The following is a 23,933-nucleotide window of genomic DNA, read 5'->3' as shown; positions in this document are numbered from 1 at the left end:
GAAATTAAAGACAGAAAGCAGGAATTTAAAAATGGATAAATATTCAAAGCATTTTTTGCTGAATGTTGATACAGCAAAAGAATATGCAGTAGAAAAAGTTGGATATTTTAAAGAAGACGAAAAATTAGAAGCAATCGAGATCGGTGATGGAAACATCAACTATGTATTTAAAGTCTGGAATCCGGAAACAGGAAAATCTCTGATCATCAAACAGGCAGATACCGTTCTTCGTTCATCAGGAAGACCGCTTGATATGCATCGTAATAAAATTGAAGCAGAGATTCTTGGCATTGAAGGAAAATTATCAGAAGGATTTGTTCCGGAAATTTACCTCTATGATGAGAACATGTATGCATTATCTATGGAAGATATTTCCGCTTATAAGAACCTTCGTACAGAGATGGCAGCAGGTAAGACTTTCCCGAAACTTGCAGATGATATTGCAACTTTTATGGCAGATACGCTGCTTCCAACAACAGATCTGATCATGAACAGAGCAGAGAAGAAAGAAAAAGTAAAATTATTTACAAACCCGGAACTTTGCGATATTTCAGAAGATCTGGTATTTACAGAGCCATACTATGATTACAAGGGACGTAACATCATCCTGGATCAGAACATGGATTTCGTAAAAGAAAAACTCTATGGAGATGAAGACCTGCATGCAGAGGTAGGACAGCTTCGTGATGACTTTATGAATCATGCACAGGCACTGATCCACGGAGATTTACATTCAGGCTCTATTTTCGTAAATCAAGAAGGAACAAAGGTAATCGATCCTGAATTTGCATTCTATGGACCAATGGGATATGATATCGGTAATGTAATCGGAAACCTGTTCTTTGCCTGGGCAAACAAATACTACACAGATTCTGAAAATACAGAATTCCTGACATGGATTGAGAAGACAATCGGAGAAGTTACAGATAAGTTCAAAGAGAAATTCTCAGCAAAATGGGATGCGCTTGTTGAATTCCCGCTGTACAAGACAGAAGGATTCAAGAAATATTACACAGACAAAGTAATGGCAGATTCCTTTGGATATGCCGGAACAGAAATCATCCGTCGTGTCGTTGGAGACTCAAAAGTAAAAGAAGTTACTTCTGTTACAAATGTTGACCAGAGAGTACCGATGGAGAGAGCTTTGATACAGATTGGTATTAAGCTGATCAAGGAAAGAAGAACTCTGAAAGACGGAGCAGCAATCAAAGCTGTGGGTAAAGAATATTTAAAATAAGTAAAGAAATCACTTTCCGGGCTGGTAAAACGGTCCGGAAAGTATCTATAAGAAAAGGAAGATGTATGATGGAAAGATGTGATCAGGATTTGGCATTCATGCTCCAGTATGAAAATGTAGCATGGTATGAGAATGGAAAAGTAAGAATATTAGACCGTAGAATTTATCCTACAGAGGTAAAATTTGTTGAGTGTACAACTTATAAAGAAGTTGCACAGGCAATCACAGATATGGTTACGCAGAGTGCAGGACCATATACAGCAGCTGGTATGGGAATGGCACTGGCAGCACACGAAGTAGAAGGAAAGACAGAAGAAGAGCAGATCAAGTTCTTAACACAGGCTTCTTATGATATTTCACATGCAAGGCCGACAACAGCAAACCGTATGGGAATTATCACAGAAGGCTGCTTAAAAGTTGCAAAAGAAGCACTTGCAGAAGGAAAAAGTGCAGTAGAAGCATGTTTCAACAGAACTGTTGATTCTCTGAACAGAAGATATACAACAATGGGTAAAGTCGGAGAGAACCTGGCAGCTCTGTTCCCGAAGAACGGAACAATCCTTACACAGTGCTTCGGTGAGACAATCATCGGAATGATGCTTCGTGCAGCAAGAAAGAACAACAACGATATTAAAATCTTCTGTGCAGAGACAAGACCGTATCTGCAGGGAGCTAGACTGACATCTACATGCTGTGCACAGATGGGATTCGATACAACAGTTATTACAGATAATATGGTAGCTTATTCTATGCAGCACAAAGGTATCGATCTCTTTACTTCAGCAGCAGATACGATCGCAAGAGATGGTCATATTGCTAACAAGATCGGTACTTTCCAGATTTCCATTCTGGCAAAATATTTCGGAATTCCATACTATGTAACAGGAATCCCGGATGAAGACAAAATGTACGGAAAAGATATCGTTATCGAGGAAAGAGATCCTGCACAGGTACTTTCTTACCGAGGTATCCCGAATACAATTCCGGAAGTAAAAGGAATCTATCCATCATTCGATATAGTACCGCCACATCTCATCAGTGGTGTTGTAACAGATAAAGGTGTCTATGTACCGTATCTGTTAAATGATTACTTCAAAGGTGAAGTGAAAGACTTCTACTAAAATTAAAACATTATAGCCGGGACTTTTGCCCCGACTTTAGATAAAGAAAAGAGGTAAGAACAATGGTTACATGTATGAATAAAGAAAGAAAATATGGCTCTGTTATTTCTAACGGAAAAGTTTCCGTAGACTGTGACAATCCAACAGAATATGGCGGAGACGGATATGTATTCGGACCACATGATTTCATCGAAGCCGGATATGCAGCATGTTTGGACGTATGCGCACGTAAGATTTGTGAAGCAGATGGAATTGAATTCAAAAAAGTTATTGTAACAGTAGCACTTGATTATCACGATGATAAAAAAACATATATCAGACATAAGATCGAAGTTACAGGAGTTCCGAAAGAAGTATCCGAAGATGTAGCGAAGAGAGCTTATGATGATTGCCTTGTGAAAAGTAATCTTTCTAAAGAACTTGTATTTGAACCACTTGGAGAATAGATTTAGTAGAAAATAGAAACGACAGCGAACAGGATAAGAGTAAAAAGGAGAGAATGATAAAATGAAATTATTAATCAGAGCACCTTTTATTGAAAGCGAAAGAAAAAGACTCGAAACTTATTTTGATGAGATCGTATATGATCCGTGGACAACTACCGGAGAGCGTTATTATGAAGATGAGATGCTGGAAGTTCTAAAGAAAGAACAGCCGGACGCACTGATCACAGAGCTTGACCGTGTAACAGAAAAGGTATTAAACGGATATGACAAACTGATTTTCATCGGAGACTGTCGTGCAAATCCGGCAAATATTGATGTAGAAGCATGCAAGAAAGCAAATATACCGGTTCTCTGCACACCGGCAAGAAATGCACAGGCTGTAGCAGAGATGCTGTCAGGACTTCTTGTAAGCTATATGCGTAACCTGGTTCCGGCAGTACAGTGGATCAAAGATGGTAAATGGGTAGAAGGAACAACTCCTTACTACACATGGATGGGAAACGAGCTTTGCGGAAAGAAAGTCGGATTCGTCGGCTTTGGAGCAGTTGGAAAACATGCAGCTAAGATCCTTGAAGCATATGGTTGTGAGATTTCTTTCTATGATCCATTTGTAGATTTTGTAAAAGACAGCTACAAGAAATGTGAACTGGAAGAGATTTTCAAAAATTCAGATATCGTTTCTATTCATCTTCCGGTACTTGACAGTACTAAGGGAATGATCAATGCAGATTTATTTGCAAAGATGAAAGAAACAGCTATTTTCGTAAATACAGCAAGAAGTGCAGTTGTAGATGAGCCGGCCCTGATGGAAGTACTAAGAAATAAGAAGATACGCGGAGCAATCCTGGATGTTTTGGAAGTTGAACCTCCGACAGAGGAAGCACTGGAGATCGCAAGACTGGACAATGTACTTCTGACACCACATATCTGCGGTGCAACTTATGAAGTAACAGATCATCAGTCAAGAATTCTGGCTGACCGCATCGATGCATGGATGAAGGAAAATAAATAATTTAATTCAGTTAAATAAGGAGAAAAGCAGATGGAAACAAATTATCTGGTTGTAGATATGGGAACCGGAAATTCCAGAATAGGACTTGTCAGTGCCGATGGAACCATCTGGGGAATTCGAAATTACGAAAATCAATATTACAAAGATAAACAGTATGAAGATGCACAGTATTTTCTCCCGGAAGAATGGGAACAGAATCTTTTAGGCGGCTGTAAAGAGTTGCTGGAGGAGTTTCCGGATCATCCGGTACGTGCGATCACTTCATCCGGAGCCCGGGAAAGTATTGTCCTTTATAATAAAGAAGGAAAGGCTTATCTGGGACTTCCGAATATTGATAACAGAGGCCGTGCATGGATGGCAGAGATTGAAGACTGCACATTCATTTATGAAAAGACCGGTCGCTGGGTAACAGAAGACTTCCCGGCAGCAAAGCTGATGGGATACCGCAAAAAATACCCGGAAGAGTTCGAGAGTATTGCAAAAATCACAAGTTTAAGCGAGTGGATCGGGGAAATGTTCACAGGCAAACTGGTTATCGAACCATCACAGGCATGCGAGACACAGCTCTTTGACATTGAAGAAAAAGACTGGTCCGAAAGACTCTGTAAAGACTATGGAATTTCCATGGACATTCTGCCGGAGATTGCCAAAGCCGGAGACAGCCTTGGCACGATTAAGAAAGAAATGGCAGATGAGCTGGGAATCAGCAACGATGCAGAATTCATCGTCGGCGGAGCTGATACACAGATTGCGCTGAAGAGTGTTGGAATGGGTGTCGGAGATGTTGCGGTAGTATCCGGAACAACTTCGCCGGTTGCAACAATCACAGATTATAAATATTATGACAAACAGGAGCGCTGCTGGACAGATTCCAACCTTGGCGGGGATACTTACCAGGTTGAGACAAACCCGGGCGTTACCGGACTGAACTATCAGAAGATGAAAGCTTTTCTCTTTCCGGATACTTCTTATGAGGAGTTGGAAGAAGAGATGGCAAAACAGACCGAGTATTTATGTACCGCATCTTTCTCATCCTTATATTTCTCGGAGAAACGTTCTCTGAAAAAGGGTGGATTTGTCATGAAAGCACCATTTGACGCAACGATGAAACCAATCCATCTGATCTGGGCAGTCGTAGCTGATATTGCATGTTCTATCTATGTACAGTACAGAAGTCTGTGCGAGATGACAGGACATGAGAAAGAATACATTTTAGGATGTGCAGGTGGTTTCCAGTCGAAGATGTTATGCCAGCATTTGGCAGATCTGACAGGAAAGAAACTGATCATCCGGGACGGATTCAGCCAAGCATCTATCAATGGCTGCTTAAGAATCTGTAATGCATATTACGGAATTGAATCCGAAAAAGAGACAGAGCAGGCAGAAACGATTTACACACCAAAAGAGGACAGCCTGATTCTGGAATATTACAAAGAATGGTTGAAAAACCGTCAGATGTTAAATCCTTAAGGGAGTTAGCATAGATTATGAAAAAGAAACAGAAATTAATGAAGAAAGAGGGAAAAACAATGTTAATGCAGGAAGAAAGAGAACAGATTGTAGAATATGGCAAAAAGATGAGCGCTGACAGACTGACATCCGGAACAAGCGGAAATATCAGTATTTATAACGCAGAAAAAGGTTACATGGCTATCAGCCCTTCAGGAATCGGATACTTCGATGTAAAACCGGAAGATGTAGTTATCATGGACCTGGATGCTAATATCGTAGATGGAGACAAGAAACCATCAAGCGAGTGGGCACTTCATACAGCAATGTACAAAACAAAACCAGAATGTAGAGCCGTTGTTCATACACACTCTATGTACTGTACAGTATTTGCAACACTTCGTCAGCCACTGAGAGCAGCTCACTATGTAATCGCAGATGCCGGTGTAGATGAAGTACCATGTGCTCCGTATTGCACATACGGAACACCGGAGCTTGCGAAAGCAGCTTCTGATACAATCGGTGACAGCAACGCAGTTCTGCTTGCTAACCACGGTATGCTCGCTTGCGGCGGAAGCTTAAAGAGCGCTTATTCTCTGGCATGTGGAATGGAATTCTGTGCTGAGTTAGAGTACCGTACAAAGACAATCGGTGGTCCTGTATATCTGTCTAAAGAAGAAATGGCAGAAGTACTGGAAAGCTTTAAGAGCTACGGACAGCCGAAAAAGAAAAACTAATTTATCCGACAATTCACATTTTAAAATAATATAAATAACCCTCCATTCCCTTAATATACATTGTATAATAGAGAAGGGAACCCTTTAAATAAAAGAGCCACCGCGAAAGCGATGGCTCTTGCCCTTTTTGCGAGTGCTTTTCGGTGAAATGGGGACAGGGCCTTTTGAAATGGGGACAGGGCCTTTTGAAATGGGGACGGGGCTTTTGAAATGGGGACAGGGGCTTTTTGAAATGGGGACGGGGCTTTTCTCAAAAAGCCCCGTCCCCAGAAGCTGCCAGCGGCAAGGTTTGAGAAGTGAGAAAAGTGTGGTATAATGAACAAAACTGTCGAAAATCTGATTTGGACGCATACGGGGAACGGCAGAAAACAGTAAACGAAAGTAAGGGCAATATATGTTTAATAGGAAAAAAATAGGAAGAAGATGTCTGGCAACGCTTCTTGCACTGTCTTTATGCCTGGGACCGGTGGTGCAGGCAAATGCAGCGAGAACAAACGGCCAGGTAACTGCAAAAACTACAGCCGCGAAAAAGACCGGAAAAAAACGCAAAACAAAAAAGAAGCTGACACCGGAACAGCAGCGGGAAAAAGAATTAAAGAAAGTCTATAAGATGAAGATCCAGTCGAACCAGATCAAGGGCTGGCCGAAAGGACCGGGGACTTACGGAGAGTCCGGAATTGTGATGGATGCCGGTACAGGTGCGATTCTGTATGCAAAAAACATTGACACACACGAATATCCGGCGAGTATCACAAAGGTGCTGACAGCATTGGTTGCACTGGAGAATGGCAAGATGGATGATCCGGTTATATTTACAAAAGACTGCGTGTCATTTATTCAACCGGGCGATTCCTCCATCGGGCTGAAAAAAGGGAATAAGATCACGCTGGAACAGGCGTTGTATGCGACACTTCTTGCATCGGCAAATGAAGCTGCGTACGCAGTCGGGGCAAATGTCGGTAAAAATGCCGGACATGATTACAACTGGTTTGTGCAGCAGATGAATGTAAGATGCAAAGAACTGGGTGGAAATAATTCTCATTTTGCAAATACGAATGGTCTGCATGATCCGAATCATTATACGTGCGCCAGAGATATGGCACTGATTGGAAGAGAGCTGTTCAAACATCCGGAATTTTTCAAGATTGTACAGACACTGAATTACACAATTCCAAAATCAAAGACGGTAGAGAAACACGAATTTTACCAGAAGCATAAGATGTTATGGCCGGGTGGCTCTTATTATTATAAATATGCAGTCGGCGGAAAGACCGGATTTACATCAGATGCACTGGCAACATTGATCACGATGGCAAAAAAAGGCGATACGAAACTCGTCTGTGTTGTGATGCGTACACACGGAAGAAATATTTTCCCGGATACGAGACATTTATTCGATTATGCATTTAAGAATTTCAAAAAGACGTCGGTTTCCGGCAATGAGACATCAAAAGATGTCGGGGAGATCCTTGCCGATGAGAACAGCGGTTATGTCATGCTGCCAAAAGGGGTAAAATTTTCAGATCTGAAGATGAAGATGGAAGTAGACAAGAGCATGCCGTCCGAAGCAACATTGACTTATACTTATAGAGGCAATCTTGTCGGAAGTGCAAGAGCGAAGCTGAGCCAGTCTTATCTGGATGCACACAAGGCAAAAGTTGAGCCAAAATCATTTGTGAAAAATCAGAGTAAAGTTACAAAACCTGGCAAAACTGAGAGGATGATTAAAAATAAAGTCAAAAAAATCCTTCCGGAGAAAATCTGGAAGCAGCTTGCAGCCAAATATCAGCAATACGGAAAAACGAAGAGTTATGAACTCGCCGGGCTGGTGGCTGTTCTGTTCGTGCTGATTCTGCTGTTTATTGCGCGTTTGATTAAGATGCGACGGTTTAAGAAGAAGCAGAAGAGGAAACGATAAGGGAAAATAGAACACGCGCACATAAAAGAGCAGTCCTAAGGCTGCTCTTTTATAGCAAAATCGTTCTTGCTTGATCCAGTTTTACTTTCGGTTATAGACAAGTACATAACTGCACATAATAAATACTAATACCTGAAATTAAAAAATGTAATATTTATATTGACTTTTGAATCCGTGAACGTTAAAATAAAATCAATCAGTGATTAGAAAATTCGGATAAATCGGATAAATCAGAAAAAACTGTAATTATCTACAAAAAATACTGATTAGAAAGAAAAATTAGAATACACACGGAAGTTTTACGGTTGCGAAAGAAACAGGTGGTAGGAAAGAAATTAGAGCTTCTGACGAGTGTAGTATTCGGACGGAGGTTTAATTATGGAACAGAAACAAGAAAAGTTTAGTACCATAGGTTACATTGCAGCCGCTTTAGGTATGTGTATTGGTACAGGAAATGTCTGGCGATTTCCACGAGTATGTGCGGCGAATGGTGGAGGAGCATTTATTTTAGCCTGGACGATCGCAATGCTGATTTTTGCAGTACCGCTTCTCTCAACGGAGATGGCAATTGGTAAGAAGACCCGGCTTGGATGTATCGGTTCTTTCCGTAATGTTGCTGGAAAGAAATATACATGGATGGGATTTTTCGTGGCAGCAGTTTGTTTTTTCCTGATGAGTTATTATTGTGTACTTCAGGGATATTGTATGAAATATGCGGTAAATTCAGTTGCCACATTTAAAGCGAATCTGACAACCGAGACTACATCAGCAATGTGGACAGCATTTACAGATTCTAAATGGCAGGTTATTTTATTCCACGCAATCGGATTTGCAGTTGCATGTTTTATCGTTTATCAGGGAATTGCCGGTGGTATCGAGCGATTTTGTAAAGTAGCGATCCCGTCATTATTTGTCATTCTTGTCGGACTTGCAATTTACGCAGTTACATTAAATGGAGCAAGTCAGGGACTGCAGTATCTTTTTACAATTAAGAAAGAATATCTTCTCAGTCCGAATACATGGATCCAGGCTTTTATTCAGGCAGCATGGAGTACCGGCGCCGGTTGGGGATTCATTATTACATATGCAAACTATGTTGGAAAAGATGAAGACGTTCCGACAAGCTGTCTGATCATGGGACTTGGTGATAACCTTGGAGCCATCCTTTCAGCACTTGTAGTAATTCCTGCAATCTGTGCACTTTCTGCAACACCGGAAGCAGCAAATGAGGCACTTAGCCAGGGTAACTTCGGACTTACATTTATTTATATTTATCAGTTATTTACAACAATTCCGGGTGGAAGATTTATTTCATTTATTTTCTTCGGACTGCTTGCAATTGCAGCTATTACATCACTGTTCTCAATGATCGAGGTCGGTGTCAAATGTGTAGTTGACCTTGGCGTATCCCGTAAGAAAGCAGTTGTTGGTGTTTGTTTTGCAGGATTCCTTGTAGGATGTTTCTCATGCTGGTCATTAATCAACATCGATAATCAGGACTGGGTATGGGGAATTGGACTTTTAGTAAGTGGTGCATTTATTGCAGTGCTTGCATGGAAATATGGAGTAGAAAAATTGCGTACAGAAGAAGTCAATGCAAAAGGCGCAGACGTACATTTACCAAAAGCATACTATACTGCATGTATGTATATTATTCCTGTTTTAGTAGTAGGAATGGTTGGTTACTGGCTTCTTCAGACAAAAGAATGGTTCCCGAATACATGGCTGAATCCATTTATTATACAGGATAATACGGGAACAGTATTACTTCAGTTTGCAGTTGTTATTGTTGTAGGTATTGCACTTTCCAAATTCTTCAATAGTAAAACTGCAAAAGGCGAGATGAAAGAAGACGAGATCGCAAAATAATAGAAAGAAGGTATGTGTTATGACGATGGATGCAATTATTATGATGGTAATTACAATTGTAGGATATGTTGGTGGATTTGTTTACTTTCTTTCAAGAGTGTTTAAAAAAGAAAGAATGAAAGCGAAAGAGCAGAGTAAATAAGTGTTTATAAAATAAGAGCGGTGCACATATGAGTGTATCGCTTCTTTTTTCGAATAAAACCTATTGACATAGTAGGTTTATAGTGATAGTATACTTTACATGAAGAAGAGATGAGGAGATGAACAAGATGATCAGAAACTGTAGTGCAGTGAGAAAACACTGGCGAATGTTAGTTTATCAATTGTGCTGTGTGGCAAGGTGTTGCAGCCGATGTTGCTGCCCACAGTTTTAAGATGAAGTATCATCGCATATTTTATACAGGAAGATGCCATAAAACCATTCGTGTGCAAGCATATCATAGTTTTAGGCTTTTGCCCCTGGCATCATAGAAGAAAAACGTAGAACCGTTACAGATAAATAGAAAGAGGGATTTAAAATGGCAAATATTTATAAAGGAACATTAGGATTAATTGGAAACACACCACTTGTAGAAGTAGCAAATATTGAGAAAGAATTAGGTTTGGAAGCAAAAGTACTTGTAAAATTAGAGTATTTCAACCCGGCAGGAAGTGTAAAAGACAGAATCGCAAAGGCAATGATCGAAGATGCAGAGAGCAAAGGACAGTTAAAGGAAGGTTCTGTGATTATTGAGCCAACATCTGGTAATACAGGAATCGGACTTGCATCCATCGCAGCAGCCAAAGGATATCGTATTATTCTTACAATGCCTGAGACAATGAGCGTTGAGAGAAGAAATATTCTGAAAGCATACGGTGCAGAGTTAGTGCTGACAGAGGGCGCGAAAGGAATGAAAGGAGCAATTGCCAAGGCCGAAGAGCTTGCAAAAGAGATTCCGAACAGCTTCATTCCGGGACAGTTTGTAAATCCTGCAAACCCTGCTGTGCACAAAGCAACAACAGGACCGGAGATCTGGAAAGATACAGATGGTGAAGTTGACATCTTTATCGCAGGTGTCGGAACCGGTGGAACACTGACAGGAACCGGTGAATACCTGAAAGAGCAGAAACCGGATGTGAAGATCGTAGCATTAGAGCCAGCTTCTTCACCGGTATTATCTGAAGGAAAGAGCGGAGCACATAAGATTCAGGGAATCGGTGCCGGATTTGTACCGGACGTACTCAATACATCTGTATACGATGAGATTTATAAAGCAGAAAATGAAGATGCATTTGCAGCAGCAAAACTGCTTGCCAAGAAAGAAGGCGTACTGGTAGGTATTTCTTCAGGAGCAGCACTTCATGCAGCAATCGAATATGCGAAGAAACCAGAGAATAAAGGCAAGACAATCGTAGCATTACTGCCAGATACAGGTGACAGATATTATTCAACACCATTATTTACAGAGTAAATAACCTGCGAAGTGAGTAAAACATTTGCTGAGCGGAAATGCCTGTAAAAGTGAGTAAAACATTCGCCGGACAGGCATAATCATAAAGTAGATACCATGAGTAGAAATACAGAGTAAGCCTAAAATGTTTACTCTGTATTTTGCCAGTTAAAAATAAAAGATAAAGGATTGGGGTAATATGAAATTTTCGAAAAGAAGCCGCTATGGCATACAGGCGTTAATAGATCTGGGGATATATGCAAAAACGGAATGTGTACAGTTAAAGGATGTGTCGGAGAGGAATGATATTTCCGTCAAATATTTGGAGCAGATATTTACTGCGCTCAGAAAAGCAGGATTTGTAAAAAGTATCAAAGGTCCACAGGGCGGATATCTGCTTGGAAAATTACCGGAGGAAATTCGCATATCTGATGTAGTTGAAGCGATGGACGGAAGCTATGAACTGGATGAAGAAGTGTCTGAACTGCCGACTGCACAGGTGATTCAGAGATGTATTATCAATCCGGTCAATGAGCAGACCAATCAACTGCTGCAGGGACTGACCTTAAAAGAATTAGTGGAAAAGACAGAAGAGATTACTGCGTATTCAGCGGAGATGTACTATATATAAACACCAGAGTAACTATTCAGGACTCCATAGAATAAGAAAAGATGATATGTCATGCTTGTATGTAAATAGCATCTTTTCTTATTCGAAAGGTGACTCGAATAGAGTCACCGCCCCGATATGAGCAAAATGAGCTGCGAAGCAGCGAAAGAGCACGTAGTGACGTGCGGATTTGCGAATATAGCGGTGGAGTCCAGAATAAAAATGGCTTAGTGACTTGCCACAATATGGGGATAAAAGCAGGGTGTAGCCCTGCGATATCCGAATATTGTGCAGGATTGTGGAAGTGCATAGCACGGAGCAATCCGTAAGGTGTTTATATATAGGAAACAGAAAAATAGAGTCACCGCCCCGATATGAGCAAAATGAGCTGCGAAGCAGCGAAAGAGCACGTAGTGACGTGCGGATTTGCGAATATAGCGGTGGAGTCCAGAATAAAAATGGCTTAGTGACTTGCCACAATATGAGGATAAAAGATTATGACATTAACACAACTTCATTATATTATTACAATTGCACAGACTAAATCCCTGAATAAAGCAGCGGAGCAGCTGTTTGTCTCTCAGCCGTCGCTGACCAGTGCGGTAAAAGAACTGGAGAAAGAGCTTGGAATTACATTATTTTACCGAAGCGGACGTGGAGTTACGCTGACGAATGACGGAATTGAATTTTTATTATATGCGAAGCAGATTTATGGACAATATGAAACAGTGATGGAAAAATACAGCGGTGGCGGCAGCTATAAGAAGAAATTTGGTGTCTCCACACAGCATTATTCTTTCGCCGTAAAAGCGTTTGTAGATATGGCAAAAGCTTATGATATGTCGCAGTATGAATTTGCAATCCGGGAGACGCAGACCAAAGAAGTCATTCAGGATGTCAGTACGATGAAGAGCGAAGTCGGCGTTCTCTATCTGTCAGATTTCAACCGTAAATCTATGACAAAATTATTTCACTCCGCGGGACTGGAATTTCATCATCTGACCATTTGCCAGGCATATGTATATTTGTGGAAAGGACATCCGCTGGCAAACGAAGAATCTATTTCTTTTGAGCAGCTTGGCAAATATCCGTGCCTTGCATTTGAACAGGGAGATGACAGTGCATTTTATCTTGCAGAAGAAATCCTGTCTACGAATGAATATCCGCAGATCATCAAGGCAAATGATCGTGCAACGATGCTGAATCTGATGATCGGATTGAATGGCTATACGCTGTGCTCCGGCATCATCTGTGAGGAACTGAATGGTGATGAGTACCGCGCAGTTCCATTTAAAGATGATGAAATGAACCCGAACAGTGAGATGGAGATCGGGTATGTCACAAGAAAAAACTCTATTTTAAGCCGCATGGGCGAGCATTATATAGAAGAGATTAAAAAGTATCTGCGGATTGAGTAGCCAGTCTGAATTGCTGTACTCCGGCGGAAGTCAGTGATGTTCCGCCGCGTCCTCTGGAACTTTTAATCCAGTTTTTTTCATGTAAATATTCAAAAGCTTTTTTTATCTCATGCTCAGTATAGTCATAATTTAGTTCTTTTAATATTTTCATCCGCCCCATTGGCTGTTGGTAGAGAAGAGACAGAATGCGCTGGCATAAAGTTTCTTCTCTGGAAAACAAATCGGAAAATTCCACAGAAGAATTGGAAATAGGTGAATCCTTTTGTGAATGTATGAGATCTGTCTGGGAGGTTGTAATTATTTTTTTGTTATATCCAGGTGGAAGATCATCCGGTGTTAAAGCTCTGGAACCCATGTATGCCATATATTCAATACAGTTTTGTAATTCGCGGATATTTCCCTTCCATGAATAAGACAGCAAAAGTTCCTGTAGCGCAGGCGTGATAGAATGATGGATTTTAAAACTTTTCAAAAAATGTTCGGACAATGGCAGGATATCATCGATACGTTCTCTGAGTGGCGGGATCACGAGTGTAAACATACTGATACGGTAATACAGATCCAGACGGAAGAGTCCCTGTTCGATCATGTCCGAAAGGTTTCGGTTTGTTGCTGTGATGATCCGCACATTGATCGGAATCGTCGTGCTGCTTCCGAGCTTTCGGATTTCCTGTTCCTGCAGAACACGAAGGAGCTTCGCTTGCAGAATGACAGGCATTTCGCCAATTTCGTCGAGAAATATGGTTCCGTTTTGCGCAAGTTCAAATAAGCCTTTTTTACCACCGCGTTTTGCACCGGTAAAGGCACCTTCTTCATAACCAAAAAGTTCACTTTCCAGTAATTCATTTGAAAGGGAGGCACAGTTGAGTGCGATAAACGGATGAGCACTGCGTGCAGAATACTGGTGCACAGACTGGGCGAACAGTTCTTTCCCGGTTCCGCTTTCTCCGTTGATAAGAATCGGAAAATCTGTAAGAGCCATTCGTTTGGCTCGTTGGATACAGTCTTTCATAACACTGCTTTTACAGATAATATCAGAAAACTGATATTTGGCAGCAGCATTTTTATGGATTGATTTTTTACGGATCTCATGTTCCAGAGATTCGATTTTTTTTGCATCTTTTAAGATAATTAAGAATCCTTTTGTATCTTTGTAAAGTGAAAATATATGCTTGGAAAATGTATATATTTTTTCTTGTTTTTCTAATTTAAAAATATAATTATCCCGTTCTGACGGATCCATAATCAGTTCCCGGACTTCCATTGGAAGATAACGGATCAGTTCCCGGGTGTCAATAGTCTGTTCGTTCAAATTCATCATAGACAAAAAAGCCTGATTGACAAAAGCCGGATGGTCACTTGTGTTTAAAAAGAGCAGACCATCATCGATCAGGTTGATTGTCAGAGTTAACAGGTCTTTTGTGTTTGAATAGAGATCCAACGGTGCGTGTGAAAAGTCGCTGTTCAAAATTTCTTTCGATGTCTGATACAATTTCTCAAGCAGAGAGTTCGTTTTGATTTCTAGAGCAACCATCACAGACATTAATGTGTCTGCTGAAATCAGACGCCATCCAATGTCGATAACTTTTGTGATATATGATGGGATAAAACGCATCTGTCCAGGAGTGACCGCAATATCAACACTGTAAGTTTCCGGATTGTCCGGATAAGATGGAACGAAATCAATATGATTGATTCCCAGTTGATAAAGATAAGCAGCCATATCAAACGCAGAAGTACGGTTTGTAGTCATTAACAGGACTTTTGTTCCGGGTACGATATTCATGAGCTTTTTATAACCAGTATTTGAAATTGCTTTTACGCCATGAATAATAATTGGTTCATCGTCAAAATGTTTAAGTATTTCTTCATTATTAATCGGAGAAAGAGCAAGAACAGCATCGGCTTTCAGGTGTTCGCCGATTCCATCTGTAATTGTATGTGTTTCCAGTTCGAATAATCCACCAAAAAAATCTAAAAGTTCCTGGCGGTAATGCATGGCATTTAATAAATCGTAGGTAATTAAAATCAGCTTTTTCTTCATTGAATTCCCATCCTTCTTTGAATATAATGGATAATATCCTATTTTATCCAATTATATCCTAAAAAATACTTGAAGAAAAGAAAAAATAGAGAAAAAACGCGAAATAAAGCAGGAAGAAAGTTGGCACGGTTTTTGCTCTATATAAATATATCAGTCATAAAGGAGGAGAAAAGGAATGGCAACAGAAACAAAGGAAAAGAGAAAGGGAGCAGAAGAACAGGTACAGGTAAAATGGTATGGTTATATTGCATTACTGGTAGGTATTCTGTTTTTCTCAGGATTATTTCAGAAAGCACCAGGAGCTCTTAAAGCATTAGATTTCAATAATGTAATGGGAAGTTTTGGAACACTTGGAGAATTAACAAAAGGATCGGGTACGCTGGCGGAAAACTTCCGTGGAGTCGGAGGGTCCGGACCGAAGGACGGATGGTTATATGCACTTACATTATTGCCATCAGTTATGTTTGCACTTGGTATGGTAAAGATCATTGAACATCTGGATGGAATGAAAGCAGCACAGAAATTACTCAGCCCGTTGTTAAAACCACTGATGGGACTTCCGGGAAGTGCCGGACTTACATTGATTACAAGTATTCAGTCAACAGATGCTGCAGCAGCTATGACAAAAGAATTAAGTGATAATGGTTATATCACAGAGAAAGAAAAAGCGATTTTCTGTGCGTTCCAGTTTTCAGGAGCGTCTGTAATTACAAACTTTTTTGCATCAGGAGCCGCATTATTCCCATTTATTGGAAACCTGGCAATCTGGAAACCGCTGGTATTGATTATTGTGTTGAAATTTGTGGGTGCAAATGCAATGCGTTTCTGGGTAAACAAAATGGATAAGAAAGAGGAGGCATAAACATATGGAAGCAAAGACAGAGAAGAAGGGAAATATTATTGACGCATTTGTAGGCGGAGCGAGAAATGGATTTAAGATCGGTACAAATTCTATGGTTCCGAATATTATTTTTGGATTTGCTGTGATTTCAATCTTAAATCTGACCGGATTAATGGAAATTATCGGAAAAGTATTTACACCGATCATGGGAATCTTTGGACTCCCGGGTGTTGCTGCAACAGCATGGATGGCAATTTTTGTATCTATGGGAGGAGCCGCAGGTGTTATCGCCGGACTTTTTACGGCTGGACAGATGACAAGTGCACAGGTTGCAATTATGCTTCCGGCATTATTGCTTTCCGGAGCACAGGTGCAGTTCATGGGACGTATGCTTGGAACAGCAGAACTGGATACGAAATACTATCCTCATATGTTTACGATTGCAACTGTAAATGGAATTATTGCAATGCTGATCATGAATTACTTTATTGTTTAAAATAATGTAGCAGAAGGGAGAAAGAACAATGGCAGAACAGAAAGATTATATCACTTATGTACATGAGGTTTATGATTATTTACATACAATTCCAGAACTGGGATTTGAAGAGTATAAGACATCTGCATTTATTCTGAGTGAATTAAAGAAATGTGGATTCAGGGATGAAGATATTGTTTCGGGAATTGCAGGAACAGGTATTCTTGTGACGATTGATTCTGGTAAACCGGGACCTGTACTGGCGTTAAGAGCAGATATAGATGCGCTGGAATTTATTATCAATGGAGAACGCAAAATTATTCATGCATGTGGACATGATGGACACATTTCCATGCTGTTGGTTGCTGCAAGAGAAATTAAGAACAGAGGACTGGTGAAGGCAGGAAGACTGAAAATTTTATTCCAGCCGGCAGAAGAAAAATTGTTTGGTGCTTTAAAAGTGATTGAATCAGGAGTACTGAATGATGTTGAGGAAATGGTTGGCATGCATTTGCGCCCGAAACAGGATTGCAGATTGGGAAAGGCAATACCGGCAATGTATCATAATGCAAGCTGTATTATGCATTTTTCTATCAAAGGAAAAACTGCGCATGGTTCAAAACCACATCTTGGTGTCAACGTAGCAGATGCACTGTCGCTGTCTACACAGGCTGTTAATATGATTCGTGTAAATCCGGCAATCCCGAGTTCTGTAAAAGTGACAAATGTTAAGATTCCGGGAGAAACATATAATAATATCCCTGAAGAAGCATTTATGGCGTTGGATCTTCGTTCAGAGAGTAATGAAGAGATTGAACATATGAAAGAACTGGTTGTCAGAGCTGTGACAAAAGCATGCGAAGCAGTCGGAGCAGAAGCGACATTAACATTCAACAGTGGAGTTCCGGCAGCAGAATTTGATGATGATATGATTAAACTTGCAGAAGAAACGATTCTGGATGTATTTGGCGAACATGGTTCAATTGGAATCTTCAAAAATTCAGGCGGAGAAGATTTCCATTACTATACACAAAAGCTGCATTGCAAAACGACTTATATGGGACTGGGAGCGGATGCAGTTCCGGGATTCCATAATCCAAATGTTGTGATTGATACAAAGGCACTGGAATATGGTGTACAGATTTGGTGCAGACTGGTAGAAAAACGGATGCATGATTAAGAAATAAGGAAAAATAAAATAAACACCCTCTAAGAAAAGCAGACTGTCATTTTAAGAAAATAAAGTGATAGTCTGTTTTGCTTTTTGTCCCCTGAGTTATAGCTTCATTCTATAACTGGATATTTTTCTTATGTATTAGACAAGAATTACCTACCATGTTAGTATGTTTACAGAAACAAAGAAACACAACAAAAAAGGGCAAATTAAGGAAACGCAGTAAGCGTAATATGGAGGGATAAAATTATGGCAGATATTAAGGATTCAAAAAACTGGGGATTTGAAACAAGACAGTTACACATTGGACAGGAGCAGGCTGATCCGGCAACGGACGCAAGAGCAGTTCCGATTTATGCATCATCATCTTATGTATTCCATAACTCACAGCATGCAGCTGACAGATTTGGACTTCGCGATGCAGGAAATATTTACGGAAGACTTACAAATCCGACAGAAGATGTATTTGAACAGCGTATTGCTTCATTGGAAGGTGGTTCTGCAGCACTTGCAGTTGCATCCGGAGCAGCAGCAATCGATTATACATTCCAGGCACTTGCAAAAACAGGTGAGCATATCGTAGCATCCAAGACTATTTACGGAGGAACATATAACCTTCTGGCACATACACTTCCACTTACAAACGGTGTAACAACAACATTCGTTGACCCGGAAGTTGAAGGTTCATTTGAAGCAGCAATCCAGGAAAATACAAAAGCAATCTTTGTTGAGACATTAGGAAATCCGAACTCTAACTTAGTTGATCTGGAAGAGATTGCAAAAATTGCACACAAACACAATATTCCATTGGTTGTAGATTCAACATTTGCAACACCATATCTGATCCGTCCATTTGAATATGGCGCAGACATCGTTGTACATTCAGCAACAAAATTCATCGGTGGACACGGAACAGCAATCGGTGGTGTCATCATTGAAGGAGGAAACTTCGACTGGAAAGCAAGTGGAAAATTCCCATGGATCTCTGATCCGAACCCAAGCTACCACGGAATTTCATTTGCAGACGCAACTGCACCGGCAGCTTTTGTTACATACATTCGTGCAATTATCTTACGTGATACAGGAGCAACACTTTCTCCATTCCATGCATTCTTATTCCTTCAGGGATTAGAGACATTATCACTTCGTGTAGAACGTCATGTAAGCAACGCGCTGAAAATCGTAGATTACCTGGCAAATCACCCACAGGTAGAGGCAGTGCATCATCCGTCTCTTGAGAGTGAGCCGAGCCACGAATTATATAAGAAATATTTACCGAACGGTGGTGGATCTATCTTTACATTTGAGATTAAAGGAGATGCCAAGACGGCGCAGGATTTCATTGATCACCTGTCCATTTTTTCACTGCTTGCAAATGTTGCAGATGTAAAATCTCTTGTAATCCATCCGGCAACAACAACACACAGCCAGTGCACAGAGGAAGAACTGTTAGATCAGGGAATTAAACCAAACACAATCCGTCTTTCTATCGGAATTGAAAAAGTAGAAGATTTGATTGCAGCATTAGATGCAGCATTTGAGGCAGTAAAATAAGCCCCTCTTGACGCTAAAAGCGTTCTTTTAGATAATTAATAAAAGCCGAAGTGGAAATACTTCGGCTTTTATTAATATTCAATAATCTGAAGTTCAAATATGGAGCACAAATTTCGGGGATGCTATCAATAGCTTTGTGCTTCAATGACAATATAACATGAATTATCCAGATTTAACATAGGTTTTGTAAACAGAAAAACAGATATAAATTGTGCTCTGATCACAAAAATGATACAATAGTTTCAAAAAAGGAGATGTTTTATGGCCGTAGAACTGGAAAAATTATACGTACAGCTGATTCCAGAGTACAATATCAGGCTTTGTACGCAGAGCTGCTTTGAAAAAAGAATCAGCTGGATACATATGGTAGAGGATATTGAATTTACACAATTTCTGCATGGAAATGAACTACTGTTTAATTCGGGACTTAATTATGAATCCAATGAATGGCTGAAGAAATTTATCGATTGTCTCTGTGAAAAAAATGCGGGGGGACTGATTGTGGGAATGCATGATGGAATGGGATTTCCGCAGGAGATTGTAGATTACTGTAATGAGAAGAAACTTCCGTTATTTTCAGCGTCATGGGACACGCCTTATATCGATATTATGCGGCTTTTCTCGGAAATTTTGCTGAAGAATGAGCAGATTGAGACGAATCTGGTAAATGCACTGAAAAATGCAATTTATTATCCGGACAGTCAGGATATGTATCAGAATCATCTGGAACGTAATGGCTTTTTTGAAGATTATTCTTATAATGTTATCCGTATCAGTTGTCACACTTATGATACGGATAAAGGCAATAGTATTCTGGAAGATCTGGAGCGCGATATCCGTTATTCTATGAAGAAGAGTATTATTTACAAAGAACAGGGTATTCTTACAGTTCTGGTAGCCGGTCATTTTGAGGCGTGGGTGAAGGAATGTGTGAGGGATATGTGTGAAAATGATGAGAATATTTATGCAGGAATTGGAATTACGGTGAACAAATTAAATGAGATCCACCGCTCTTTTGAATCTGCACAGATTGCATATCAGCTTACGAAGACAGCAATTCCGAAGAATTATCTTGTATATAATGAGCTTGGCATTTACAAAATACTGACTGACTTTAAAGAACCGACATTATATACGAAATTTGTGGACGAGACACTGGGCAGTCTGCTCCAGTATGACAGAGAACATCAGACAGATTATGTGGCAATCCTGCAGGCATATTTTGAGAATGAGTGCAGCACAGTCTGCACAGCACAGGCATTATACTGCCATAAGAATACACTGACTTACAAATTGAATGCTATCAAAGAAATACTGGGGTATGATATTTTAAATAATGAGAACCGCACAAAGATTATGCTTTCATTTTATATTTTGCGTATCGGCGAGATGTGGTATAATAACCGTAAAGCTTAAAAGGGGACGGAGCTTTTCTAGAAAAGCCCCGTCCCCTTTTAAAAGTACTCCACATTTCCCACAGGGAATGTGGAGGGAATGATGTGAAATATGTGGACAGGAGGAGAAGACTATGGATGAAAATCGTATCAAGAGAAATGTGCTCCTGGGCGAGCGCATGATTAAGAATTTGGAAACCCGCAATATGGAAGGCTACTATGCGGACTCTAAGGAAGAAGCATTGCAGATCGCACTCAGGCTCATTCCGGAAGGAAGTTCAATTGCCTGGGGCGGTTCGATGTCGATCGCCGAGATCGGATTAAAGGATGCAGTCTGTCAAGGTAATTATAAAGTTTATAATCGTGATGCGGCAAAGAACAAAGAAGAAAAACGGGAAATTGAGCTGGCAACTTACGACAGTGATTTCTTCCTGACAAGTGCTAATGCGATTACGGAAAGTGGTGTGCTTGTAAATATTGATGGCAATGCCAATCGTGTGTCCGCAATTGCATATGGACCGAGAAATGTTATTATGATCATCGGTATGAATAAGGTTACAAAGGATCTGGAAAATGCATGGTCCCGCGCAAGAAATGAGGCGGCGCCGATCAATGCGCAGCGCTTCGGGCTGGATACACCTTGCTGCAAAACAGGTTCCTGCTTTGACTGCAAGAATCCGGACACGATTTGCTGTCAGTTTCTGGTGACACGTTATTCTAAACATCCAAACCGGATTAAAGTAATCCTTGTAAATGAAGACCTGGGATTTTAGAAAAATATTAAAAATCTGACAGTAGAATTAAGATTCTGTTATTGACGAATACCTGTGCATTTGCTATAATAACAAATGCACATAGATGGCGCCATAGCCAAGTGGTAAGGCAAAGGTCTGCAACACCTCTATCACCAGTTCAAATCTGGTTGGCGCCTTTATAACAAAAATCCTGTCCGATTCGGGCAGGATTTTTCTGTTATGGTGACGAGAAAAATGCGAAAAAGGACAGCGGTGGAGTGTATGAGACTTGAATTACAACAGAAACAAAAACAGATTTTGACAGAGAAAATGATACAGTCCGTGGAAATTTTACAGATGACTTCGCAGGAATTAAAAGAATATGTGAATGAAGTAATGCTGGAGAATCCGGTTGTAGAATTGGATGAACATGTAAAAGAAAATACTGGAACAGAATCTATTGAAGAAAGGCAACAGCAGACATCTGCAAAGGAACAGTATCATTATCTGACACAGAGACAAAGCGATGATGATGATATTTCCGATCTGAAAAATAAATGGAATGTGGATCCAAACAACGAAGAAACACTGCAGGACTATCTCTGGTCGCAGTTTCTATGGAAGGAGCACAGTGACAGGGATGAGAAGATTTTTAAATTTATTCTGGACAGTCTGGATGACCGGGGATATCTCACAGATACTGTAGAAGATATTGTGGACAGTGTAGGTGAGACGAAAGAACATGTAATACAGCTTATAGAAGAGGTGCGTACATTGGAGCCGGCAGGTGTTGCAGCAATGAATCTGCAGCAATGCCTTCAACTGCAATTGCAGCGACGGGGGGAACTGGATCATAATATGAAAAAACTGGTGGCAGAATGTCTTCCGCTGCTTGGAGAAAATAAAATTCCACAGATTGCAAAAAAAATGAAACTCCCAATAGATGAAGTTTTAGTTATGTGTGAACGACTGAAAACGCTTACCCCAAAGCCGGGTGGGTCTTTTAGTAACAGACAACAGATGAAATACATTATTCCCGATGTAATTGTTGTGAAATTTAAAGAATATTACGACATTCTGTTAAATGACTGGATGTATGCCGATATATCGATCAGTCCATATTACAGTCAGATGCAAAAAAATAATTCATCTCAGGAAGTGAAAGATTATCTGGAACAGAAGATAAAACAGGCAAACTGGGTGAAACAGAGCATAGAGCAGCGAAATACAACCTTGTTAAAAGTAGTAAGAGCAATAGTAGTACATCAAAAAGATTTTTTTGAACATGGCAGTGCATATTTAAAACCATATCGTCTGGCAGACGCAGCGGAAGAGATCGGAATACATGAATCGACAGTGAGTCGTGCGGTGAATAAAAAATATTTGCAATGCAGCCAGGGGATTTTCCCGTTAAGTTATTTCTTTGTTCGTGGTATGCAGGAAAATGCAGAACAATCCAGTGCTGCTATTAAGGGGATGATAAGAGAATTGATAAGACAGGAAAACAAAAAGAAACCGTACAGTGATGCGGTTATAACAAAATTATTAAATGAAAAGGGAATCCAGATTTCCAGAAGAACCGTTGCAAAATACCGGAATCAGGAAGGAATACCGGGAGCATCCGGAAGAAAGGACTGGAAACAGGACTCCGTTGTCTGATTTTTAACTGTTCTTTATAAATGTCGTGTGGCATTTTGGGCAGGTGATCTCAATCCGTCCTTTGCCACGCGGGATTCTTATTTTCTGCTTGCATCCCGGACATCGGTAAATATGATGTGTCTTGCGCTGCAGCATCATACTTTTCTTATGGAAGAACCAGCTGCGGATCTTCGCGGTCTTTCCAAGAAAGAGTTGATTTTCGTGGGAACGTTTATAAATATTTCTGGAAAACATCCGGTAATAGGAATAAATAATGAGCACCCAGGAAAGGAGAGACAACTTGGAATTAGATGTCCATCCGGCGATCAGCATAATTGCGAGTCCCAGCCCGACTGTCCATTTTCCTAATGTATCTATTCCGTATCTTCCATACATGAATTGCATAAATTTTTCTTTGAACCGATTCATATCTCACACCTCTGATTTTTATAAGATTATTTCTATATTTCATAATGATATACCCACAGATTTTAAAGTCAATTAAGAAGAAGTGAAAGGTCATTAAAAAAGTATAAAATGATGTTTTGACAAAAAAATTGGGGGAGGCTATACTGAAAACATCTATCACATAAATTAAAATATTTTATATTTCATAAAACTTATCCTGGAATTTATTTGTCTAATATGAAAGCCGGAAAAGGCAAAAAAGTGAAGATTACTGCAAAGGCAAAAGACGGCTCAGGCAAATATGGTACAATAACGATTAAAATTAAATAAATAATGCGAGAAAAAGACAGCTATAGAAAGCTTTCCTGTAGAGATGAGCAAAACACATTAATTCAAAAGTAGGACGTGGCAGTTAGTTTCCATA

At 40.1% G+C, this 23,933-nt stretch carries 21 protein-coding genes and 1 tRNA gene; 20 read left to right on the top strand and 2 right to left on the bottom strand.

Translation table 11 applies throughout. The features are described 5' to 3' along the window. Positions 1-31: 31 nt before the first annotated feature. From mtnK to DWY31_RS11200, 12 genes are all read left to right on the top strand, one after another. Entirely contained in the window at positions 32-1,237 is a 1,206-nt protein-coding gene (gene mtnK / locus DWY31_RS11255) for an S-methyl-5-thioribose kinase (protein ID WP_021860539.1), read from the top strand. Between the two features lie 65 nt (positions 1,238-1,302). Then, entirely contained in the window at positions 1,303-2,358 is a 1,056-nt protein-coding gene (locus DWY31_RS11250) for an S-methyl-5-thioribose-1-phosphate isomerase (protein ID WP_117537962.1), read from the top strand. A gap of 62 nt (positions 2,359-2,420) precedes the next feature. After that, the gene (locus DWY31_RS11245; protein ID WP_021860541.1) at positions 2,421-2,804 is read left to right on the top strand and encodes an OsmC family protein; all 384 of its coding nucleotides are present in this window, start codon (positions 2,421-2,423) and stop codon (positions 2,802-2,804) included. A 61-nt stretch (positions 2,805-2,865) separates the two neighbouring features. Beyond that, a complete protein-coding gene (locus DWY31_RS11240; RefSeq protein ID WP_021860542.1) occupies positions 2,866-3,816 on the top strand; it encodes a 2-hydroxyacid dehydrogenase in 951 nt (316 codons plus the stop codon). Between the two features lie 30 nt (positions 3,817-3,846). After that, positions 3,847-5,286 (top strand): FGGY-family carbohydrate kinase, encoded by a 1,440-nt coding sequence (locus tag DWY31_RS11235; RefSeq protein WP_118520597.1) that lies wholly within the window; start codon positions 3,847-3,849, stop codon positions 5,284-5,286. A gap of 59 nt (positions 5,287-5,345) precedes the next feature. Further along, the gene (locus tag DWY31_RS11230; protein ID WP_117537961.1) at positions 5,346-6,002 is read left to right on the top strand and encodes an L-fuculose-phosphate aldolase; all 657 of its coding nucleotides are present in this window, start codon (positions 5,346-5,348) and stop codon (positions 6,000-6,002) included. Between the two features lie 394 nt (positions 6,003-6,396). Continuing rightward, positions 6,397-7,920, top strand: coding sequence for a D-alanyl-D-alanine carboxypeptidase family protein (locus DWY31_RS11225; RefSeq protein ID WP_118520595.1), 1,524 nt, complete (start codon positions 6,397-6,399; stop codon positions 7,918-7,920). A 378-nt stretch (positions 7,921-8,298) separates the two neighbouring features. Further along, positions 8,299-9,789, top strand: coding sequence for a sodium-dependent transporter (locus DWY31_RS11220; RefSeq protein ID WP_118520593.1), 1,491 nt, complete (start codon positions 8,299-8,301; stop codon positions 9,787-9,789). A gap of 19 nt (positions 9,790-9,808) precedes the next feature. Continuing rightward, positions 9,809-9,931: a MetS family NSS transporter small subunit gene (locus tag DWY31_RS11215; protein ID WP_021860547.1), complete on the top strand. Its 123-nt coding sequence runs from the start codon at positions 9,809-9,811 to the stop codon at positions 9,929-9,931. Between the two features lie 376 nt (positions 9,932-10,307). Next, entirely contained in the window at positions 10,308-11,240 is a 933-nt protein-coding gene (gene cysK, locus DWY31_RS11210; protein ID WP_118520591.1) for a cysteine synthase A, read from the top strand. A 178-nt stretch (positions 11,241-11,418) separates the two neighbouring features. After that, positions 11,419-11,850, top strand: coding sequence for an RrF2 family transcriptional regulator (locus tag DWY31_RS11205; protein ID WP_021860549.1), 432 nt, complete (start codon positions 11,419-11,421; stop codon positions 11,848-11,850). Positions 11,851-12,326: 476 nt separating this feature from the next. Next, entirely contained in the window at positions 12,327-13,247 is a 921-nt protein-coding gene (locus DWY31_RS11200) for a LysR family transcriptional regulator (protein WP_118520589.1), read from the top strand. On the opposite strand, the gene DWY31_RS11195 is transcribed toward DWY31_RS11200, so the two are convergent. Beyond that, positions 13,222-15,291: a sigma-54 interaction domain-containing protein gene (locus DWY31_RS11195; protein ID WP_243060560.1), complete on the bottom strand. Its 2,070-nt coding sequence runs from the start codon at positions 15,289-15,291 to the stop codon at positions 13,222-13,224. The two genes, DWY31_RS11200 and DWY31_RS11195, sit on opposite strands and share 26 nt — an antisense overlap. A 175-nt stretch (positions 15,292-15,466) precedes the next feature. Between DWY31_RS11195 and DWY31_RS11190 the strand changes: the two genes are divergently transcribed. The 8 genes from DWY31_RS11190 to rpoN all read left to right on the top strand — a co-directional run bounded on the left by DWY31_RS11190 (position 15,467) and on the right by rpoN (position 23,122). Continuing rightward, on the top strand, positions 15,467-16,153 hold the full coding sequence (locus DWY31_RS11190; protein ID WP_118520587.1) for a nucleoside recognition domain-containing protein: 687 nt from the start codon (positions 15,467-15,469) through the stop codon (positions 16,151-16,153). Between the two features lie 4 nt (positions 16,154-16,157). Further along, positions 16,158-16,628 carry a YjiG family protein gene (locus tag DWY31_RS11185; RefSeq protein WP_021860553.1) on the top strand — a complete coding sequence of 157 codons (471 nt, stop codon included), beginning with the start codon at positions 16,158-16,160 and terminating at the stop codon, positions 16,626-16,628. Positions 16,629-16,656: 28 nt separating this feature from the next. Beyond that, positions 16,657-17,787 carry a M20 peptidase aminoacylase family protein gene (locus tag DWY31_RS11180; RefSeq protein ID WP_021860554.1) on the top strand — a complete coding sequence of 377 codons (1,131 nt, stop codon included), beginning with the start codon at positions 16,657-16,659 and terminating at the stop codon, positions 17,785-17,787. Positions 17,788-18,030: 243 nt separating this feature from the next. Further along, on the top strand, positions 18,031-19,335 hold the full coding sequence (locus DWY31_RS11175) for an O-acetylhomoserine aminocarboxypropyltransferase/cysteine synthase family protein (RefSeq protein WP_021860555.1): 1,305 nt from the start codon (positions 18,031-18,033) through the stop codon (positions 19,333-19,335). A 261-nt stretch (positions 19,336-19,596) separates the two neighbouring features. Further along, entirely contained in the window at positions 19,597-20,751 is a 1,155-nt protein-coding gene (locus DWY31_RS11170) for a PucR family transcriptional regulator (protein WP_118520585.1), read from the top strand. A 112-nt stretch (positions 20,752-20,863) separates the two neighbouring features. Next, positions 20,864-21,502 carry a lactate utilization protein gene (locus DWY31_RS11165; RefSeq protein WP_118520583.1) on the top strand — a complete coding sequence of 213 codons (639 nt, stop codon included), beginning with the start codon at positions 20,864-20,866 and terminating at the stop codon, positions 21,500-21,502. Positions 21,503-21,589: 87 nt separating this feature from the next. Beyond that, a tRNA-Cys gene (locus tag DWY31_RS11160) sits at positions 21,590-21,660 on the top strand. A gap of 85 nt (positions 21,661-21,745) precedes the next feature. After that, positions 21,746-23,122, top strand: a complete 1,377-nt coding sequence (gene rpoN / locus DWY31_RS11155) for an RNA polymerase factor sigma-54 (protein WP_118520651.1) — start codon at positions 21,746-21,748, stop codon at positions 23,120-23,122. 3 nt (positions 23,123-23,125) lie between these two features. Here rpoN and DWY31_RS11150 read toward each other — a convergent pair whose 3' ends face one another. Beyond that, positions 23,126-23,530 carry a hypothetical protein gene (locus DWY31_RS11150; protein ID WP_021860559.1) on the bottom strand — a complete coding sequence of 135 codons (405 nt, stop codon included), beginning with the start codon at positions 23,528-23,530 and terminating at the stop codon, positions 23,126-23,128. Between the last annotated feature and the right edge of the window lie 403 nt (positions 23,531-23,933).

The organism is Dorea sp. AF24-7LB, assembly GCF_003478575.1.
In the GTDB taxonomy this organism is placed as follows: domain Bacteria; phylum Bacillota; class Clostridia; order Lachnospirales; family Lachnospiraceae; genus Dorea_D; species Dorea_D hominis.
The sequence above is the reverse complement of the archived record's forward strand: the minus strand, read 5'-3'. Positions and strand labels throughout refer to the sequence as shown.